Here is a 13,965-nt window from a genome sequence, read left to right on the forward strand (position 1 = left end):
GGCCGGTTTTCACGGGAGGCCCCAGGGCCTCCCGCTTTTTTTTGTCCGGCGGAATCGACACCCTGGGGTTGACCCCAGGCTGCGGGCCGGCGCCGCTGGGGCTAACGTGCCGATGGAGGGGATCCACCCGCCATCGCTGGCGGCGCACTCCTGCCTGCGCGAGGCGCTTGATGCCCATCAATCACATCAGCTCCCTTCTGAACGCGCTGGCCAAGGGGCCTCCGCTCCCCGGAGCACACCACCAGAGCTGGATGTCCAACCACGGGCAAGCCCATGACGGCGCCCGCGGCGGATTTCCGCTCGGCATCGGCAGCGGGCAGCAGGACATCGGGCGCCCCAACCTCCCCAGCGTCGCGGGCCCACCGGGCATCGATCGCCCGAACCTCCCAAACGTTGCAGGTCCGCCCGGTGTCGATCGCCCGAACCTACCCAACGTTGCAGGTCCCCCCGGCGTCGATCGCCCGAACCTCCCCAACGTTGCGGGTCCCCCCGGCGTCGATCGCCCGAATCTTCCCAACATGGGCCCGCCCGGCGTCGAGCGCCCCAGCCACCCGCATGGCGGCCCGCCGGGCCTTGACCGCCCGAACCACCCCCATGGTGCACCGCCGGGCGCCGACCGCGGGGCGCCAGGCCTTGTCGGGCACGTGCCGAGGCAGGTCCTCGACGCGGTCGGCCTGCCACAGCAACTGCCGGGCCGGCCTGCCGGTCCGCCAGGGCAGTCGCCGGCACTGCCCCTGGCCGCGCATGCGCAGGGCTCGCCAACCTCCATGCTTGCAGCACACACGCAAGCGCATGCCCTGCCCTTCAGCGGCCCGGCCACGACCACGGCCACGGTCACCACAACATTGGCCCCCGCCACGGCCACCCTGCAGCCCATGGCGCAGCAGGCACCGATACCGCAGCACGCACAGACCGCCGCTCCCGCACGGGCGGAAACAGCACCGCAGCTCGCGCATGCTGCCCAGCCTGCACGCACGGACGCGACGCACATGCCCGCCCAACGCGCGGACCCGGCCACGGTGCCCCGGGGCGATGTGGCGGCCGCGGAACGCATGGCGATGCTGCAGCGCGCCGCGGCCGCGCCCATGCCGCTCGCGAGCACGCTTCCCGCCACCACCGCGGCGAACGCCGCCGCGACCACGAACGCCGCCGCGATCGCCACCGCTGCAGCCGGAACGACGATGGCCACCGCGCCTGCTGCACAGGCGGCAACCCAGGCCGTGGAGGCGCGCAGCGTCAACCCGCTGATCGCGGCCGACCGCGGGCAGGTCATCGCCCGTACGGATATCGCGGGCACCTATACCGGCGAGGGTCCGTACCGCCGTGGGCTGCGACGCGCGGCGAAGTCGCTGCCCGGTGGGCTGTCGACCCTGCTCATCGCACTCGGCGCCCAGGGCAACACGGGCGCTGCCGGACGCGATCCTGCGGCCATCGAACGCGAACTGCGCGCGGCCATGATGCAGTGGCTGTTCTGGCTGCTGGCGATCATCGCCTACGGCTGCGTCGCCTTCGCGATCATCGGACTGTTGCCCCCGGGCAGCCTCGGCGGCGGCCGGGTCACCCCGGTCGACAACCGCGCGTGGATCGGCGGCTTTGCCTTGGCAGGCCTGGTCGCGGGACTGGGCGCATGGTGGTTCGCACGCGGCATGGCGCACCGGAACGACAGCGGATCGCGCGACAAGGGTGACCGGGGCTGAGACGCCTCAGCGCCGGCACTCCGGCACCCGCACCATGCCCATCGCACCTCCGCTGAGGTTGGGCACGAGCTTGTTCCGGTACACCACTTCGCGGCAGCCGCCCTCGGGCGTCCGGCCACGCTGTCCCGGCGCGTGTTCAAAGGGCCGCCAGAGGTCGTAGCGGAACTGGAACCGGGTCCCCGCGGGAAACCCGCCACCGCTGTCGGACAGCAGCTCTATCTCGAAGAACAGGTCGAGGCGCCGGCGGTCGATGCTGCCCTTGATGGACATCGCGTTGCCATCCACCGTGCCGCCGCCGGATATCGCGCCGCCCGGCGCGATCCGCAGCTCCACCCCGCCGCTGCCGCCGCTCCAGCCACCGCCGGCGAACCCGCCGTCGGCCGCGAAGCCCGCATCGGCCTCGCTGTCGATATCCCCGACCACGACCAACCGGCCCGAGTCCTGCAGTTCAGCACTGCCGGTGCCGTTGCGGGACGTGGCGCGCACGCCGGAACCCTCCGGTGGAAGCACCCGCACCTTCACCACGCCGAAGTAGGCGCCTCCGGCAAAGGCCCGGATGTCCGTGGACTCCCCGGCATCTGCCTTGCCATCGCCGGATCCGGTCCGCGCAGCCACGCCCAGCGCGATCACCGCCAGCAGGACCATCGACGCCATGATGCGCATGCCTTTGCCTCGCCCTGGAAACGACTCGCTCTGGAAACGAGAAACGGTCCCGGATTGCTCCGGGACCGTCCTTTTGCAATCCCTTGGAGAGAGATTATTGCTTGCGGGACACGTCCCTGTTGGCCTCGCCCACGCTCTTGATCACGGTGTTCATGGCCTGCATGAACATGTTCATGATCTGGGTCTGCGCCTGCAGCTGGGCGGTCAGCTTGTTCTCGCCCATGCCGCCCGGATCCTTGTTGTCATTCTTGATGTCGGCCTTCTTGTCCTGGAGGTTGTCCAGCTGGTCGGCGAGGTCCATCACGCGGTCGAGCATCTTGTCGGCGATCTGGCCGAGCATCATGGCCAAGGCCATCAGGTAGCTGCCGCCCTCGGCCGCCGCGCGGGCTTCGCCCTGGCGCTGCATCTGGGCGTTCTGGACGAAGGAGAAGTTGTAGCTCTGGATATCGCTCATGGTGGTGCTCCGTATGTCTTGAAGGGTGTGGTGCCACGGCTGCGCTTGCTGCCGGCCGGCCGCGGGTGCGGCCGGCGGCGCGTCATCGCCGCGGTGGACCCCTCAATCGACGCGAACGGGAGCCGAGCACTTCGCTGCGCAGGGCCGCACCGGTGTTGTCACGTGGCGCGCCGTCGGTCGCAGCGACATCCGCGCTGCCGACGGACGCCTTGAAGGCCTGGGTACGGAACCAGGCCAGCGCCTTCTCCTCGCCCTCCGTGGCGAGCAGGCGCGCGAACTCGAGCGCAACCCGCGACTCGCGACGCTCCAGCGGCTGCAGCGACGTATCGAAAGTGCGGATGAGCTCGTTGGCTTCCTCATCGCCAATCGCGCCGTTCTGCTGCAGCGCCTGGACGGTGTCGGACCAGGAGGCACGGTCGGGGATCGACGCGGCGGCGCTTGCCGCCGTTTCCGCGGCATCCTCGAGGGCGCGCGAGAAGTCCGCCTGCAGCTGCTCCCGCATCTCGCGGTCGATGGCCGGGTTGGCGGCGAGCACGGCATCGAACTCACCCAGCAACTGGCCCATCAACGCCGCCGGATCGAAACCCGCCGCTGCCTCCGCACCCTGACGGCCCGTGGACGCGCCGCCGGCATCGGCGTTGGCGCCGGCCCAGGCTTGCATGTCTACGGGGGTCTTGGTTCGGGACATCGGTTTGCGTGCTCCGGTCTGGCGTTGGCATCAGGGTGGCTTGGTTTCGAGTCTGTCCAACGTGAAGGCGAGCGGCAAGCTGGGGCAAACCCTTGCCCGCCGGCTCGCCGTGCGCGGGATCAGCCCGTGACCACGCGCAGCCGCTCGGTGATCACGCGCGTCGCCTCGCCATGGCGACGCCCGAGGTCGGCGGCGATCTCGCGCAGCCAGGCGTTCGCCTTGTCCAGGCCGTCCTCGCGGATGCGCCGGTTGTACTCGGGCTCGAGCTTGGACTTTTCATCGTTCATGTCGCGAAGCATGTCGTCGTAATGCCCGAGCAGGCGGGCTTCCTCGCCGGTATCGAGCACCCCCTGCTGGCGCAGGTCGGCGAGGCGCTCGGCCAACTCTTCACGCGTCTTCGGGGGTGCGCCATCCATGGACATGCGTCAGCCGTTCCCGAAGCCGAGGTCGAAGCCGGCGCCGTAGGCGTTGCCGAACAGCGAATCGAAGTTGAAGCCCACGGCATCGGTCATCTCGCTGCCGAGCGCGCCGCCGAGCCAGGAACCGATCTGCTGGCCGATGGCCTGGCCGATGGGACCACCGAAGTACGTGCCGACGAGGCTGCCGACAACCGAACCGACTTGACTGCCCATGTCCTTGTCCTCTCTTCTTGATGGGGTGTTGATAGCCCGGGTGGACTCCGGGTGCAGGCTCCAGTTTCCGCAGCCGCGCTGCGGCGCCAAGCTGGTGCGTACCCGACCTAGGGCCGGCCCGGGGCAGGGCCGCAACGGGGCGCGGCGGCATACTCCAGCCATGGCGACCGCACCCGACGATGGATTCCTGCGCACGCGCCGCCTGGTGCTGCGCGGGCTGCGCCCGGGCGACGTTTTCGACCTGCAGCGGCTGGGGCGCGATCCGCGGGTGGCGCGCGCGCTGCTGGATGCGCCCGTGGACGACATCGCATCGGCCGGCGCCCTGATCGAAACCGCCCGGCGCGTCCAGGGCGAGCGCCCCGGCCTGGGCCTGTGGCGCGCGGACGATGCCAGGGGCTTCATCGGCTTTTTCTCGCTGATGGCGGAGCTCGCCCCCGGTGAGGTCGAGATCGGCACCCGGCTGCTGCCGCGCGCCTGGGGCCGCGGCTACGCCCTGGAGGGCGGTGCGGCGCTGTGCGGACACGCCTTCGACACGCTCGGGCTGCCGGCGCTGGTGGGGCTGTGCGACCCGGCCAACCGCTCGGTGCCGCCGCTGCTGGGGCGCCTGGGCTTCAAGTCCGACGGCATGGTCGAGCAGTTCGGCAAGCCGGCGCTGCGGATGCGCCTGCAGCGCGCGGACTGGTGCGGCATACGGCGGCGGCGCGGTCAGTCAGGGGCGACGGACGACGCCACGTAGGCAGAACCATCGTGGCGCACCTTCGCGTCGCGGTCGCCCTAGGCATACAGCCACCAGTCGGCGCCGGCGAGGCAGGAGTGGCATGCCCGCTGCCGCGCTCAGCCGTGGAAGTGCGGATCCACGCGCAGCGCGCCCAGGTTGCGTTCGGCGAAGCGCTTCATCAGCTCCGGCACCGCATCGCGGATCGCGTCATAGCTTCCGCGCGAGCGCACGTCGGCGCGCAGGACCCAGCCGTCGCCCTCACGACTGAGCAGCAGGTCGGTGCCCGGCAGGGTGGCGTCGGCCAAGCGCAGCAGCACCTGGCCATCGCCCTGGGCATCGGCGGCACCACCGGCCACGGCGAGCTGGCGCACGTGGCGTTCGATCAGCTCCAACACCGCGTTGCTGGCGCCGACCGGGGCCGGCAGGGCGGCGGGAGCATCGCCGCGCAGGGCGTGCTGCGCCTGCCACAGCAGGGCGGGGTCGAGCAGTCTGGCTTCGCCCTCGGCACCGTCATGGGCGTGGCCACCGCCATCGCCACGCTCGCGCTCGCCGGCGCGGTGCACGGCGTCTTCGGTCGCGGCCTGGCGCAGTTCGGCGGAGTCGCCACCATGCTCGATCTCGGCCTGGGCCTCGCCCAGGCGCTGCGGCTGCTGTTGCACGCCCTGGCGCGCGTGGTCGAGCGCATCGCGGAAGCGGTCGCTCTGCTCGCGGTTCGCGGGCGGGCGCTCGCGCGCCTCCGACGTGCCCTCGCGTGCGCGGGCGGCGTCGGCGGCGGAACTCTGGCTGCTGCGTTCGATCGACATGCGGCTACTCCTTCGCTCAGGCACCGGCCAGGTGGCGCGCCTGCAGCAGGTCTTCGGCAGCGCCCTCTTCCTGGCGCAGCGCGTGTGCGTTCTGTTCGCCGCGCCAGACGTCGCGGCGCTTTTCCAGCGCATCCAGCCGCGCCTTCGCGCGGAAAAACTCCGTGCGCGCCTCGGCCACCGCGGCCTCGGCGGCGCGCAGCGTTTCCTGGGCCTTGATCAAGCGCTGGCGGGCGGCCTCGGCCTGTTCGCCGAGCAGGGCGATGTGCGCCTCCCGCTGCGCCAGCGCATTCGGCCAGGGCACGCCCGGCGGCGGCACGTCCAGCAGGCGCGCGCGCTGCTGCTTCTGCTCGAAATCCAGCGCGGTGATCTCGCCCTCGACCTTCAGGCAGGCATCGCGGCAGGCCTCGACTTCGCGCTGGCGCTCCAACACCCGCTGGCGCGCGGCCTCGGTGCGGTGCTCGCGCAGCCTGATGAGGGTCTGCAGCGGATAGCGCTTCACGGGAACATCGCCTTGAGCGCGTCGGCGGACTGCGTGAACGGCACCAGCTCGTGCGCGGACTGCTGCAGCAACTTGCGGATCGGTCCGATCTTCTCGATCGCGGCGTCGGCATCCGGATCGGTCCCGCGCTTGTACTCGCCCAGCTGCAGCAGCAGTTCGATGTCCTGGTATTTCGCCAGCAGCTTGCGCACCTGGCCGGCCGCGCGCACGTGTGCGTGGTCGACGACGCGCGGCATGGTGCGGCTGAGGCTGACCAGCACGTCGATCGCCGGGTAGTGGTAGGCGGCCGCGAGCTTGCGCGAGAGCACGATGTGGCCGTCGAGGATCGAGCGCACCTCTTCCACGATCGGGTCGCCGCCGTCCTCGTCCTCGGCGAGCACGGTGTAGAACGCGGTGATCGAACCGATATGGTTGTTGCCCGCGCGCTCGAACAGCCGCGGCAAGGCGCTGAACACCGAGGGCGGGAAGCCGCGCCGCGCCGGCGGTTCGCCCACGGCGAGGCCGACGTCGCGCAGCGCGCGCGCGAAGCGGGTGACCGAGTCGACCAGCAGCAGCACGCGCTTGCCCTGGTCGCGGAAGTGCTCGGCGATGGCGGTGCCGACCCAGGCCGCGCGGCTGCGCTCCAGCGCCGGCCGGTCGGAGGTGGCCACCACGACCACCGACTTCGCCAGGCCTTCGGGTCCGAGGTTGTCGTGGATGAACTCGTTGACCTCGCGGCCGCGCTCGCCCACCAGCACGATGACGTTGACGTCGGCGTCGCCACCGCGCGCGAGCATGCCCAGCAGGGTGCTCTTGCCGCCGCCGGCGACGGCGAAGATGCCGATGCGCTGGCCCTCGCCCGCGGTCATGGTGGTGTCGATCGCGCGCACGCCGGTGGAGAACGGCCGCTCGATCAGCTTGCGCGCCAGCGGGTTGGGCGAGGCGGCATAGATCGGCGCATCGACCGTGTGGCCGACCGGGCCGAGGTCGTCGATGGGCTCGCCGTGGGCATCGAGGATGCGGCCGAGCATGCCCGGGCCGACGCGCACCGCCGCCTGGCGGCCACTGGCGTAGACCTCGGTGGTGGCGGACACGCCGTCGAGCGCACCGAGCGGCGTCAGCAGCGTGTGCTGTTTCGACACCCCGACCACCTCGGCGGCGAGGCGGAAGGACGCATCGCCCTCGCCGCGCGGGTTTCGCAGCTCGCACAGTTCGCCGATCGCGGCCTTGAGGCCGGTGGCGCGGATGAGCGTTCCGTAGGCCTCGGCGACGCGGCCCACGCGCTCGATGGACTGGACCCGCGCCAGCGCATGCAGCAGCGGATCAGGGTCGCCGGCGAGGCCCGTGAACGGTGCGGGCGCGGTGGCGCTCACGCGCGGCGCTCCGCCTGGGCCGCGCTGCCCGCCTGGGCGGCGCTGCCGGCCAGCGCGGTGCGGATGGCCTCGATCTGCTGCGCGACGCCGGCGCGGACTTCGCCGGCTTCCGACACCACCACGCAGCTGGTGGGCTCGAGGCTGGGATCGTCGACAAGCTCGATCACGCCGACCGCCGGATGCGCCTGGCGCACCGCGCCAAGGCCGGCGGAGACGCTGTCGCGCACGCTGGGGTGCACTCGGATCAACAGGAACTGTTCGGCCTGAGCGGCCTCGACCGCCTGCATCACCAGCGGCGGCACCACGCTGCGCGCATCGAAGCCCGGAGCGATGCGATCGACGATCGCGCAGGCGAGCTCGGTGATGCGGCCGCTGGCCTCGCCAAGCACGCGCGCACGGCGTTCGTTGAGCGAGGCCAGCTGCTCGGTCATCTGCAGCTTTGCCGCGGCGATGCCTTCGGCGAATCCTTCGGCGTGGCCCTGCTCACGGGCGCGGGCGATGTCCGCGATGGCCTCTTCGTACAGGCCGTTGACGCGCTCCAGCAGCGCATCGAGTTCACCCAGCTGGGCCCAGGCTTTCGCCGGCACCACGCTGGCACCGAGCGAGCGGGTGAATTGCCGCTGCTCGAATACCGCCACGCCGCCGGCGGGATCGGCACGGCCTGGCGGCTGATCGGGGGGCAGGGTGACGGGGGCTCCGGCTTCGGTGTTCATGTCGGTTCGTGCGCGCTCATGCGGCGCGCGCCTCGTGGTGCGTGTAGACCCGCAGCACCGGCTTTTCTGGCAGGTACGGGGGCAGCTGCTCGGCGGGCGGGTGCAGCAGGCCGCTCCAGTCGGCCAGCGCAGGGTCGCGGCGACGGGCCCAGGCGCGCAGCTCCGCGCGACCCTGGCGGTCGAAGATCGCGAACAGCGGTGCCGGGTCGTCCCTGGCCATGGTCGCGGCCAGCGCGGTGTTGAAGCTGGCGCCAAGCGCCTGCAGCCGCTCGGGCGGCAGCGTTCCTTCCCAGACGGTCCGGTCGAGCGCGAGCATGTAGCTGTGGCCAAGCGCCGCCTTCAGCCGCCGCACCGGCTCGCGGCGCACCTCGGCGCGGATCGGCGGCGCATGGGCCAGCAGGCCGAGGTCGCGGCACAGGGCGTCCAGCCGCGGGCGCGGCCAACGCTTGCGGATGTCGCCTGGAACGCGCGCGGGATCGGGCGCCAGCAGGGACGCGGCCGGGCCCCCGGCCAGCCAGCTGGCGAGCAGGCGCCGGCCGAGCGCGCTGTCGCGGGCACGCGCGGCGAGTGCCGCATCCAGCGGGGCGCCGGCATCTTCAAGCCATCCCGGGTCGACCTCCGCCAGCAGTGCCCGCAATGACATGCCTTCAGCCGTTCCAGACCTGGTCGGGCGTTTTCCTGGGCTGTGCCGCGGCACGCAGCCGACCCCAGAAGGCGACCAGCAGGCCGAGCAGCACCACGATGCCAGCCGCGATCGCCAGCGTGAGCGGGCTGATCCCCGACAGCGCCGGCCCCTGGGGCCGACGCGCGGGCAGCGGCGGTGCCTCGGCGAACTTCACCGTGACCTTGTTGATGTCGACCAGGCCCGGGACCGCATCCTTGATCAGCAGCTTGATGTCGGCTTCGCGGTCGCGCGCGCTGGCTCCGGCGTACTCGAAGATCGCCACCGAAGCGGACGAGTCCTGGCTGGACCCGCCCAGCGGATCGCGCTCGGCCAGGGTCACGTGCACGCGGGCGTCGACCACGCCCGGAAAGCGGCTGAGCGTGTCGGCCAGCTCCTGCTGCAGTCCGCACTGCTCACGGCCGCGCTCCTCGGTGGACGAGGACGCGAAGCCTTCCTTCTTGAACACATCGCAGGTCGTGGCGAACTGCGCGCGCGGCAGGCCGTGCGCCCCGAGCAGCTGCATCGCGTACGGGAAGTCGGACGCGGCCACGCGCACCTCCCAGCCGACCTTCGCCGGCGACGGGTTCTTGTCGGCGTCGATGCCCGCTGCGATGAGCACGCCCATGATCTGGTTGGCCTGGCTCTCGTCGAGCTGGCTGTACAGGGGCTTGCCGCCGCAGGCGGCGAGCAGCGTGGCCGCCGCCAGTGCGAACAGGGCCGCGCGCAGCGCACGCGGCCGTTGCTGAAGTTCCATGGACTGCCCCCTGTCCGTCAGGACTGCTGCCGGAACAGCTGCGAGATGCCGTCCGAAGTGCGGTTGGCAACGTTCGAGGTCAGCTCGGCCTGGAACAGGAACTGGTGGCACTTCATGGTCATTTCCATCATCTGCCCCGGCGTGAGTTCGGCGATGTTGCCGCTCATGCTCTGCGACAGGGCGTTGATGTTGTCTGCTCCGGCATTGAGGTTGTTGATGGCCGAGATCAGCGCCCGCGTGCCTTCGGACGGCTGTGCCGGCGTGAGATCCACCGGGGCCGCCTGCTGCTGCGGGCCGACACCGCCGGTACGCTCGAGAGCGGCGGCGAAATCGCGGACGTCGTACGGCGTGGCCTGTGCCTGGCCGGCGCCCCCTGCACCCTGCATGCCGGCCTGGCCGGACATTGCCGGGTCCATGGCCGCTACCTGGATGGCTTCGATCATGTGCTTCTCCCGCGCTTGCGCGCTTAGTTGCGCTTGCCCAGGGTCTCGAGCGCCTGGCCCACGCTGTTCTGCGAGGTCGCGGCGTTGTTGGACATGAACTGCATCTTCAGGCTTGCCGCGGTCAGCTGGACCATGTCCGAAGGCTGGTCGCTGCCGCCGCTGATGTTGGCGGACATGTCCGTGATGACGGCGGCCTGCGAGTCCAGGGTCTGGCCCCAGGCGCGCGACATGGCTTCATACCAGCTGCCGCGGTCTCCGGCGGACGAGCCGCCGCGGATGCCACCGGCCCCACTGGTGGCGGCGGCGCCGGCGATGAACTGGCCCACTCCGGGCGCACCTGCTGCGATATTGGTCATGCTTCTCTCCTTGGGTTGCTTGGTCTTGGTCGTTTTGCATCGTTGATGCCCCGGGGCCCCCAACCCCGCGGCGCTTGCTACATCCGCAGCGGCTTGACGTCGCTGCGCACGTTGGAAAAATCCTGTGGTTCCGGCGCGTCCTCGCCGGGCTTCGGCGCCGCCTCGACCTTCAGTCGTTCGAGGCTGCCGTCGGGCCGCAGCGCATGCGCCGTGCCCTCGGTGATCGACACCAGGGTGCCGATGCCCGGGAGCTCGGCGCCGACCTGGTAGCGGTCGCCCTTGCCGGACACCACGTGCGGGTCGTCGCCGCGGACGATGGCGGCCACGCGGATGCGCACCGGCCTGGCCGGCACGGCGGGTTGCCGGCGCCGGGCGACGGCGTTTTCGGACACGTTCACCGGGATGACCCGGACGACGCCCTTCACTTCCCGCATCGCCCGCGAGTACGAGGCGGCCTCCAGGGCGGCTCCGTCTTCGAACGCGCCCCTGACCTCGACGTCGCCGTTGCCGAGATAGCGGGTGCGCGCGCTGATGCCCTGGCCGCGCAGGATCTCGGCGACGTCGCCTGCGATGTCGTCGCCGGTGCGCAGTTCGAGACGGGCTTCGATCTGTTCCTCCGCGATCCGCCGCGCGATGCGCTCGCGGGTGGCGGCGTCGGGGACCGTTCCGGTCAGCACCAGGCGGCCCTGCTGGTCGATCGCGGCCAGGCCGTCATCGATGCCGTACTCGGGCACCAGGCGCTGCAACTGGGCGCGCGGATCCGGAACGTCCTTCTGCTGCGGCACGACCATCGCGAAGATCGCCAGCGAAACCAGCGACAGCACGGCCACCGCCGCCACCGCGGGCAGGCGGCGCAGGTACGGGCGCGCGGGCTGGTCCGGCGCCGGGCGCGGACCGAGGCCGCCGGGCACCAGGCGTTCCCAGCCGGCGTCGTCCGCCGCGCCGAACGCGATCGCGGCCTCGCCGATGCCCACGCGCTGGACCCGGTCGAGCTCGATCGGGTCGCCGGGATGGACCATGGTGGTGGCGACATGCAGCGGCGCGTCCAGCGCGCGCAGCGAGAAGCGGCCGTTGACGAAGCTCAGCAGCGCGTGGCGCGCGGCGACGCCGGCATCGGCCAGCACCATGTCGCAGTCGTCACCGCTGCCGATGAGGATCATCTCGCCACCGGCAAGCTCGCGTTCGGCACCGGCGTGGAGGCCCGACACGACGCGCAGCACGATGCCGCGATCGTCCATTGCCTCCATGTCGTTGTCCCTTCCCATGCCACCCTCCGTTGATCGAATCCTGCAGCTGCCCCGTTACCTCGCGGTGAAGTCCACCGGCTCAGGCGTTCACCTGCCCAGCCTGCACGATGCGCAGGTCGGGCGCGAGCTCCTGGTACGACAGTACCGGGAGCTCGAAGAAATCGACTTCCATCAGCTTGCGCAGATGCCTGCGCACATCGAGCGAACACAGCAGCACCGGACGCACGCCCGGCGCCTGCCGCGCCAGGTGCGCGCGCACTTCGCCGCCCAGGCGCGCCGCCAGCTCCGGCGAGATCGCCAGCTGGCTGGCGCCGCCGGCCACGCGCACCGACTGCCGCAGCTTGTCCTCGAGCTCGGGATGGATCAGCAGCACGTGCAGCGTGCGCTCGGCATCGGCATGGCGCTCGGCGATTTCGCGCTTCAGCGCGACGCGCACGTATTCGGTGAGCAGCACCACGTCCTTCTCGCGGCCGCCGACGTCGGTGATGGCCTCGAACACGTCGCGCAGGTTGCGGATCGGCACGCCTTCCTCGGCCAACCGGCGCAGCACGTCGGCCACGCGCTGCGGCGCCACCACGCGCAGCATTTCCTTGACCAGGTCGGGATAGTCGCGCTGCATGCGCGCGAACAGGTTGGCCGTTTCCTGGATGCCGATGAAGCCGCCGAGCCGGCGCTGCAGCGCGCCGCGCGCGTGGGCGGCCAGCAGTTCGTCGGCCGCGAGCGCGCCGTCGCTGCCGGGCGCGACCCACTCGCCCGCGAGCGCCGGGAAGAAGCCGGCCTGGCGGTTGCTGCCGTCGCCGGCCACCGCGCCCTGCCGGAACGCGGCGTCGGTGCGCAGCTGCCCCGAGGCCAGCCGGGCGCCGAATGCGCTCAGGCGATAGCCGCCGTCACCCAGGCCGCCCACCGTGCGCAGCGTCGGCGCCGGCACCGGCACGCCGAATTCGTCGCGCATGCCCTGCGCCACCGCCGCCACCCGCATCCGCAGCGCCTCCTGCATCGACGCCAGGTCCGGCGCCAGGTCGAGCTGCAGCGGCGCCGGCGGCGCAAGGTCGTCGACCTGCGCCGGGCGCTCGGACTCCGCGATCTCGCCCTCGGGCACGCGGAAGGCGCGCCGCAGCATCTGGAAGCCGTGGCGGTAGCGCCACGCGCTGATGCCGATCAGGACCAGGCCCAGCACCAGGAACACGAGTTTGGGGAAGCCCGGCACCAGGGTCATCAGCAGCGCCAGGATGCCGGTGATCAGCATCACCCGCGGCTGGCCGCTGACCTGGCGGCCGATGGCGGCGCCCAGGTGCTTGTCGTCGACTTCGCCGGTGGTGCGCGTGACCACCAGGCCCGCGGCGATGGTCGCCAGGATGGCCGGGATCTGCGAGACCAGGCCGTCGCCGATGGTCAGGATGCTGTAGGTGCGGGTCGCGTCGCCCAGGGCCATCTCGCGCTGCAGGACGCCGATCGCGAGGCCGCCGAGCAGGTTGATGATGATGATGACGATGCCGGCGATGGCGTCGCCCTTGACGAACTTCATCGCGCCGTCGAGCGCGCCATGCAGCTGGCTCTCGCTCTCCAGCAGGCGCCGCTTGGCGCGGGCCTCGTCCTTGTCTATGAGCCCCGAGCGCAGGTCGGAGTCGATCGACAGCTGCTTGCCGGGCATGGCGTCGAGGGTGAAGCGCGCCGAGACCTCGGCCACGCGCTCGGCACCCTTGGCGATGACGATGAACTGCACCACGGTGATGATCAGGAACACCACCAGGCCGACCACCAGGTTGCCGCCGGCGACCATGTCGCCGAAGGTCTCGACGATGTGGCCGCCCTCGGCGTCGAGCAGGATCGAACGCGTGATCGCGATCGAGAGCGCCAGCCGGAACAGCGTGGTCAGCAGCAGCACGCTGGGGAAGCTGGAAAACGCCACCGGCGTGGGGATGTAGATCGCCAGCAGCAGCAGGCCGAAGCCGATGGAGATGTTGATCGCCACCAGGGCGTCGATCACCACCAGTGGCAGCGGCAGGATCATCACGCTGATGATCAGCACCGCGGACACCGCGAGCACGATGTCGCTGTAGCCGAGCCGCGCGCGCTTGGTGTTGGCCGGCGCCGCGAAGAGGTTGGCGATCAGCGCGCGCACGGCGTCATCGTGTCCACAGGCGATGCCTGGAGAAGGCTCTCGCCGCTCCCGCGCATGTCTTCCGCCACTTCATCTTCCTGCCGCATTCGAACGCTGACCCCATGCGTCACTTTGTGGCAAATTACGATAGTCTCGCTACAAGAGCAATCGTGGAAAATTT

Annotated in this window: 17 protein-coding genes; 2 read left to right on the forward strand and 15 right to left on the reverse strand. The window is 71.2% G+C overall.

Features of this window, described 5'->3' with window-relative positions; genetic code table 11:
* Positions 1-989: 989 nt before the first annotated feature.
* The gene (locus E2169_RS07020; RefSeq protein WP_132985891.1) at positions 990-1,697 is read left to right on the forward strand and encodes a hypothetical protein; all 708 of its coding nucleotides are present in this window, start codon (positions 990-992) and stop codon (positions 1,695-1,697) included.
* 6 nt (positions 1,698-1,703) lie between these two features.
* Here the strand turns inward: E2169_RS07020 and E2169_RS07025 are convergent, their stop codons facing one another.
* The 5 genes from E2169_RS07025 to E2169_RS07045 form a co-directional block, all read right to left on the reverse strand.
* Positions 1,704-2,360: a hypothetical protein gene (locus tag E2169_RS07025; RefSeq protein ID WP_132985892.1), complete on the reverse strand. Its 657-nt coding sequence runs from the start codon at positions 2,358-2,360 to the stop codon at positions 1,704-1,706.
* A gap of 94 nt (positions 2,361-2,454) precedes the next feature.
* On the reverse strand, positions 2,455-2,814 hold the full coding sequence (locus tag E2169_RS07030; protein WP_132985893.1) for a hypothetical protein: 360 nt from the start codon (positions 2,812-2,814) through the stop codon (positions 2,455-2,457).
* 82 nt (positions 2,815-2,896) lie between these two features.
* Positions 2,897-3,502, reverse strand: coding sequence for a hypothetical protein (locus tag E2169_RS07035; protein WP_132985894.1), 606 nt, complete (start codon positions 3,500-3,502; stop codon positions 2,897-2,899).
* A 119-nt stretch (positions 3,503-3,621) separates the two neighbouring features.
* Positions 3,622-3,924, reverse strand: a complete 303-nt coding sequence (locus tag E2169_RS07040; RefSeq protein WP_207918366.1) for a hypothetical protein — start codon at positions 3,922-3,924, stop codon at positions 3,622-3,624.
* A 3-nt stretch (positions 3,925-3,927) separates the two neighbouring features.
* On the reverse strand, positions 3,928-4,134 hold the full coding sequence (locus tag E2169_RS07045; RefSeq protein ID WP_132985896.1) for a hypothetical protein: 207 nt from the start codon (positions 4,132-4,134) through the stop codon (positions 3,928-3,930).
* Between the two features lie 160 nt (positions 4,135-4,294).
* On the opposite strand from E2169_RS07045, the gene E2169_RS07050 reads away from it, so the two are divergent.
* Positions 4,295-4,870 (forward strand): GNAT family N-acetyltransferase, encoded by a 576-nt coding sequence (locus E2169_RS07050; RefSeq protein WP_165942352.1) that lies wholly within the window; start codon positions 4,295-4,297, stop codon positions 4,868-4,870.
* A gap of 98 nt (positions 4,871-4,968) precedes the next feature.
* On the opposite strand, the gene E2169_RS07055 is transcribed toward E2169_RS07050, so the two are convergent.
* The 10 genes from E2169_RS07055 to sctV form a co-directional block, all read right to left on the reverse strand.
* Positions 4,969-5,655: a hypothetical protein gene (locus tag E2169_RS07055; RefSeq protein ID WP_132985898.1), complete on the reverse strand. Its 687-nt coding sequence runs from the start codon at positions 5,653-5,655 to the stop codon at positions 4,969-4,971.
* A gap of 16 nt (positions 5,656-5,671) precedes the next feature.
* Complete coding sequence (locus E2169_RS07060) at positions 5,672-6,154, reverse strand: hypothetical protein (protein WP_132985899.1); 483 nt, start codon at positions 6,152-6,154, stop codon at positions 5,672-5,674.
* Entirely contained in the window at positions 6,151-7,452 is a 1,302-nt protein-coding gene (locus tag E2169_RS07065; RefSeq protein ID WP_132986014.1) for a FliI/YscN family ATPase, read from the reverse strand. The genes E2169_RS07060 and E2169_RS07065 overlap by 4 nt, the downstream gene beginning before the upstream one ends.
* Positions 7,453-7,502: 50 nt before the next feature.
* Positions 7,503-8,219 carry a FliH/SctL family protein gene (locus E2169_RS07070; RefSeq protein ID WP_132985900.1) on the reverse strand — a complete coding sequence of 239 codons (717 nt, stop codon included), beginning with the start codon at positions 8,217-8,219 and terminating at the stop codon, positions 7,503-7,505.
* A 16-nt stretch (positions 8,220-8,235) separates the two neighbouring features.
* Positions 8,236-8,862 carry a hypothetical protein gene (locus E2169_RS07075; protein ID WP_132985901.1) on the reverse strand — a complete coding sequence of 209 codons (627 nt, stop codon included), beginning with the start codon at positions 8,860-8,862 and terminating at the stop codon, positions 8,236-8,238.
* Positions 8,863-8,866: 4 nt separating this feature from the next.
* Positions 8,867-9,637, reverse strand: a complete 771-nt coding sequence (locus E2169_RS07080; protein ID WP_132985902.1) for an EscJ/YscJ/HrcJ family type III secretion inner membrane ring protein — start codon at positions 9,635-9,637, stop codon at positions 8,867-8,869.
* Positions 9,638-9,654: 17 nt separating this feature from the next.
* Positions 9,655-10,080: a hypothetical protein gene (locus E2169_RS07085; protein WP_132985903.1), complete on the reverse strand. Its 426-nt coding sequence runs from the start codon at positions 10,078-10,080 to the stop codon at positions 9,655-9,657.
* A 23-nt stretch (positions 10,081-10,103) separates the two neighbouring features.
* Positions 10,104-10,436 carry a hypothetical protein gene (locus tag E2169_RS07090; RefSeq protein WP_207918367.1) on the reverse strand — a complete coding sequence of 111 codons (333 nt, stop codon included), beginning with the start codon at positions 10,434-10,436 and terminating at the stop codon, positions 10,104-10,106.
* Between the two features lie 77 nt (positions 10,437-10,513).
* Positions 10,514-11,701, reverse strand: a complete 1,188-nt coding sequence (sctD, locus tag E2169_RS07100; RefSeq protein WP_132985904.1) for a type III secretion system inner membrane ring subunit SctD — start codon at positions 11,699-11,701, stop codon at positions 10,514-10,516.
* Positions 11,702-11,762: 61 nt separating this feature from the next.
* Positions 11,763-13,805: a type III secretion system export apparatus subunit SctV gene (gene sctV / locus E2169_RS07105; protein WP_207918368.1), complete on the reverse strand. Its 2,043-nt coding sequence runs from the start codon at positions 13,803-13,805 to the stop codon at positions 11,763-11,765.
* Positions 13,806-13,965: the final 160 nt, after the last annotated feature.

The organism is Luteimonas terricola, assembly GCF_004352845.1.
GTDB lineage: Bacteria > Pseudomonadota > Gammaproteobacteria > Xanthomonadales > Xanthomonadaceae > Luteimonas > Luteimonas terricola.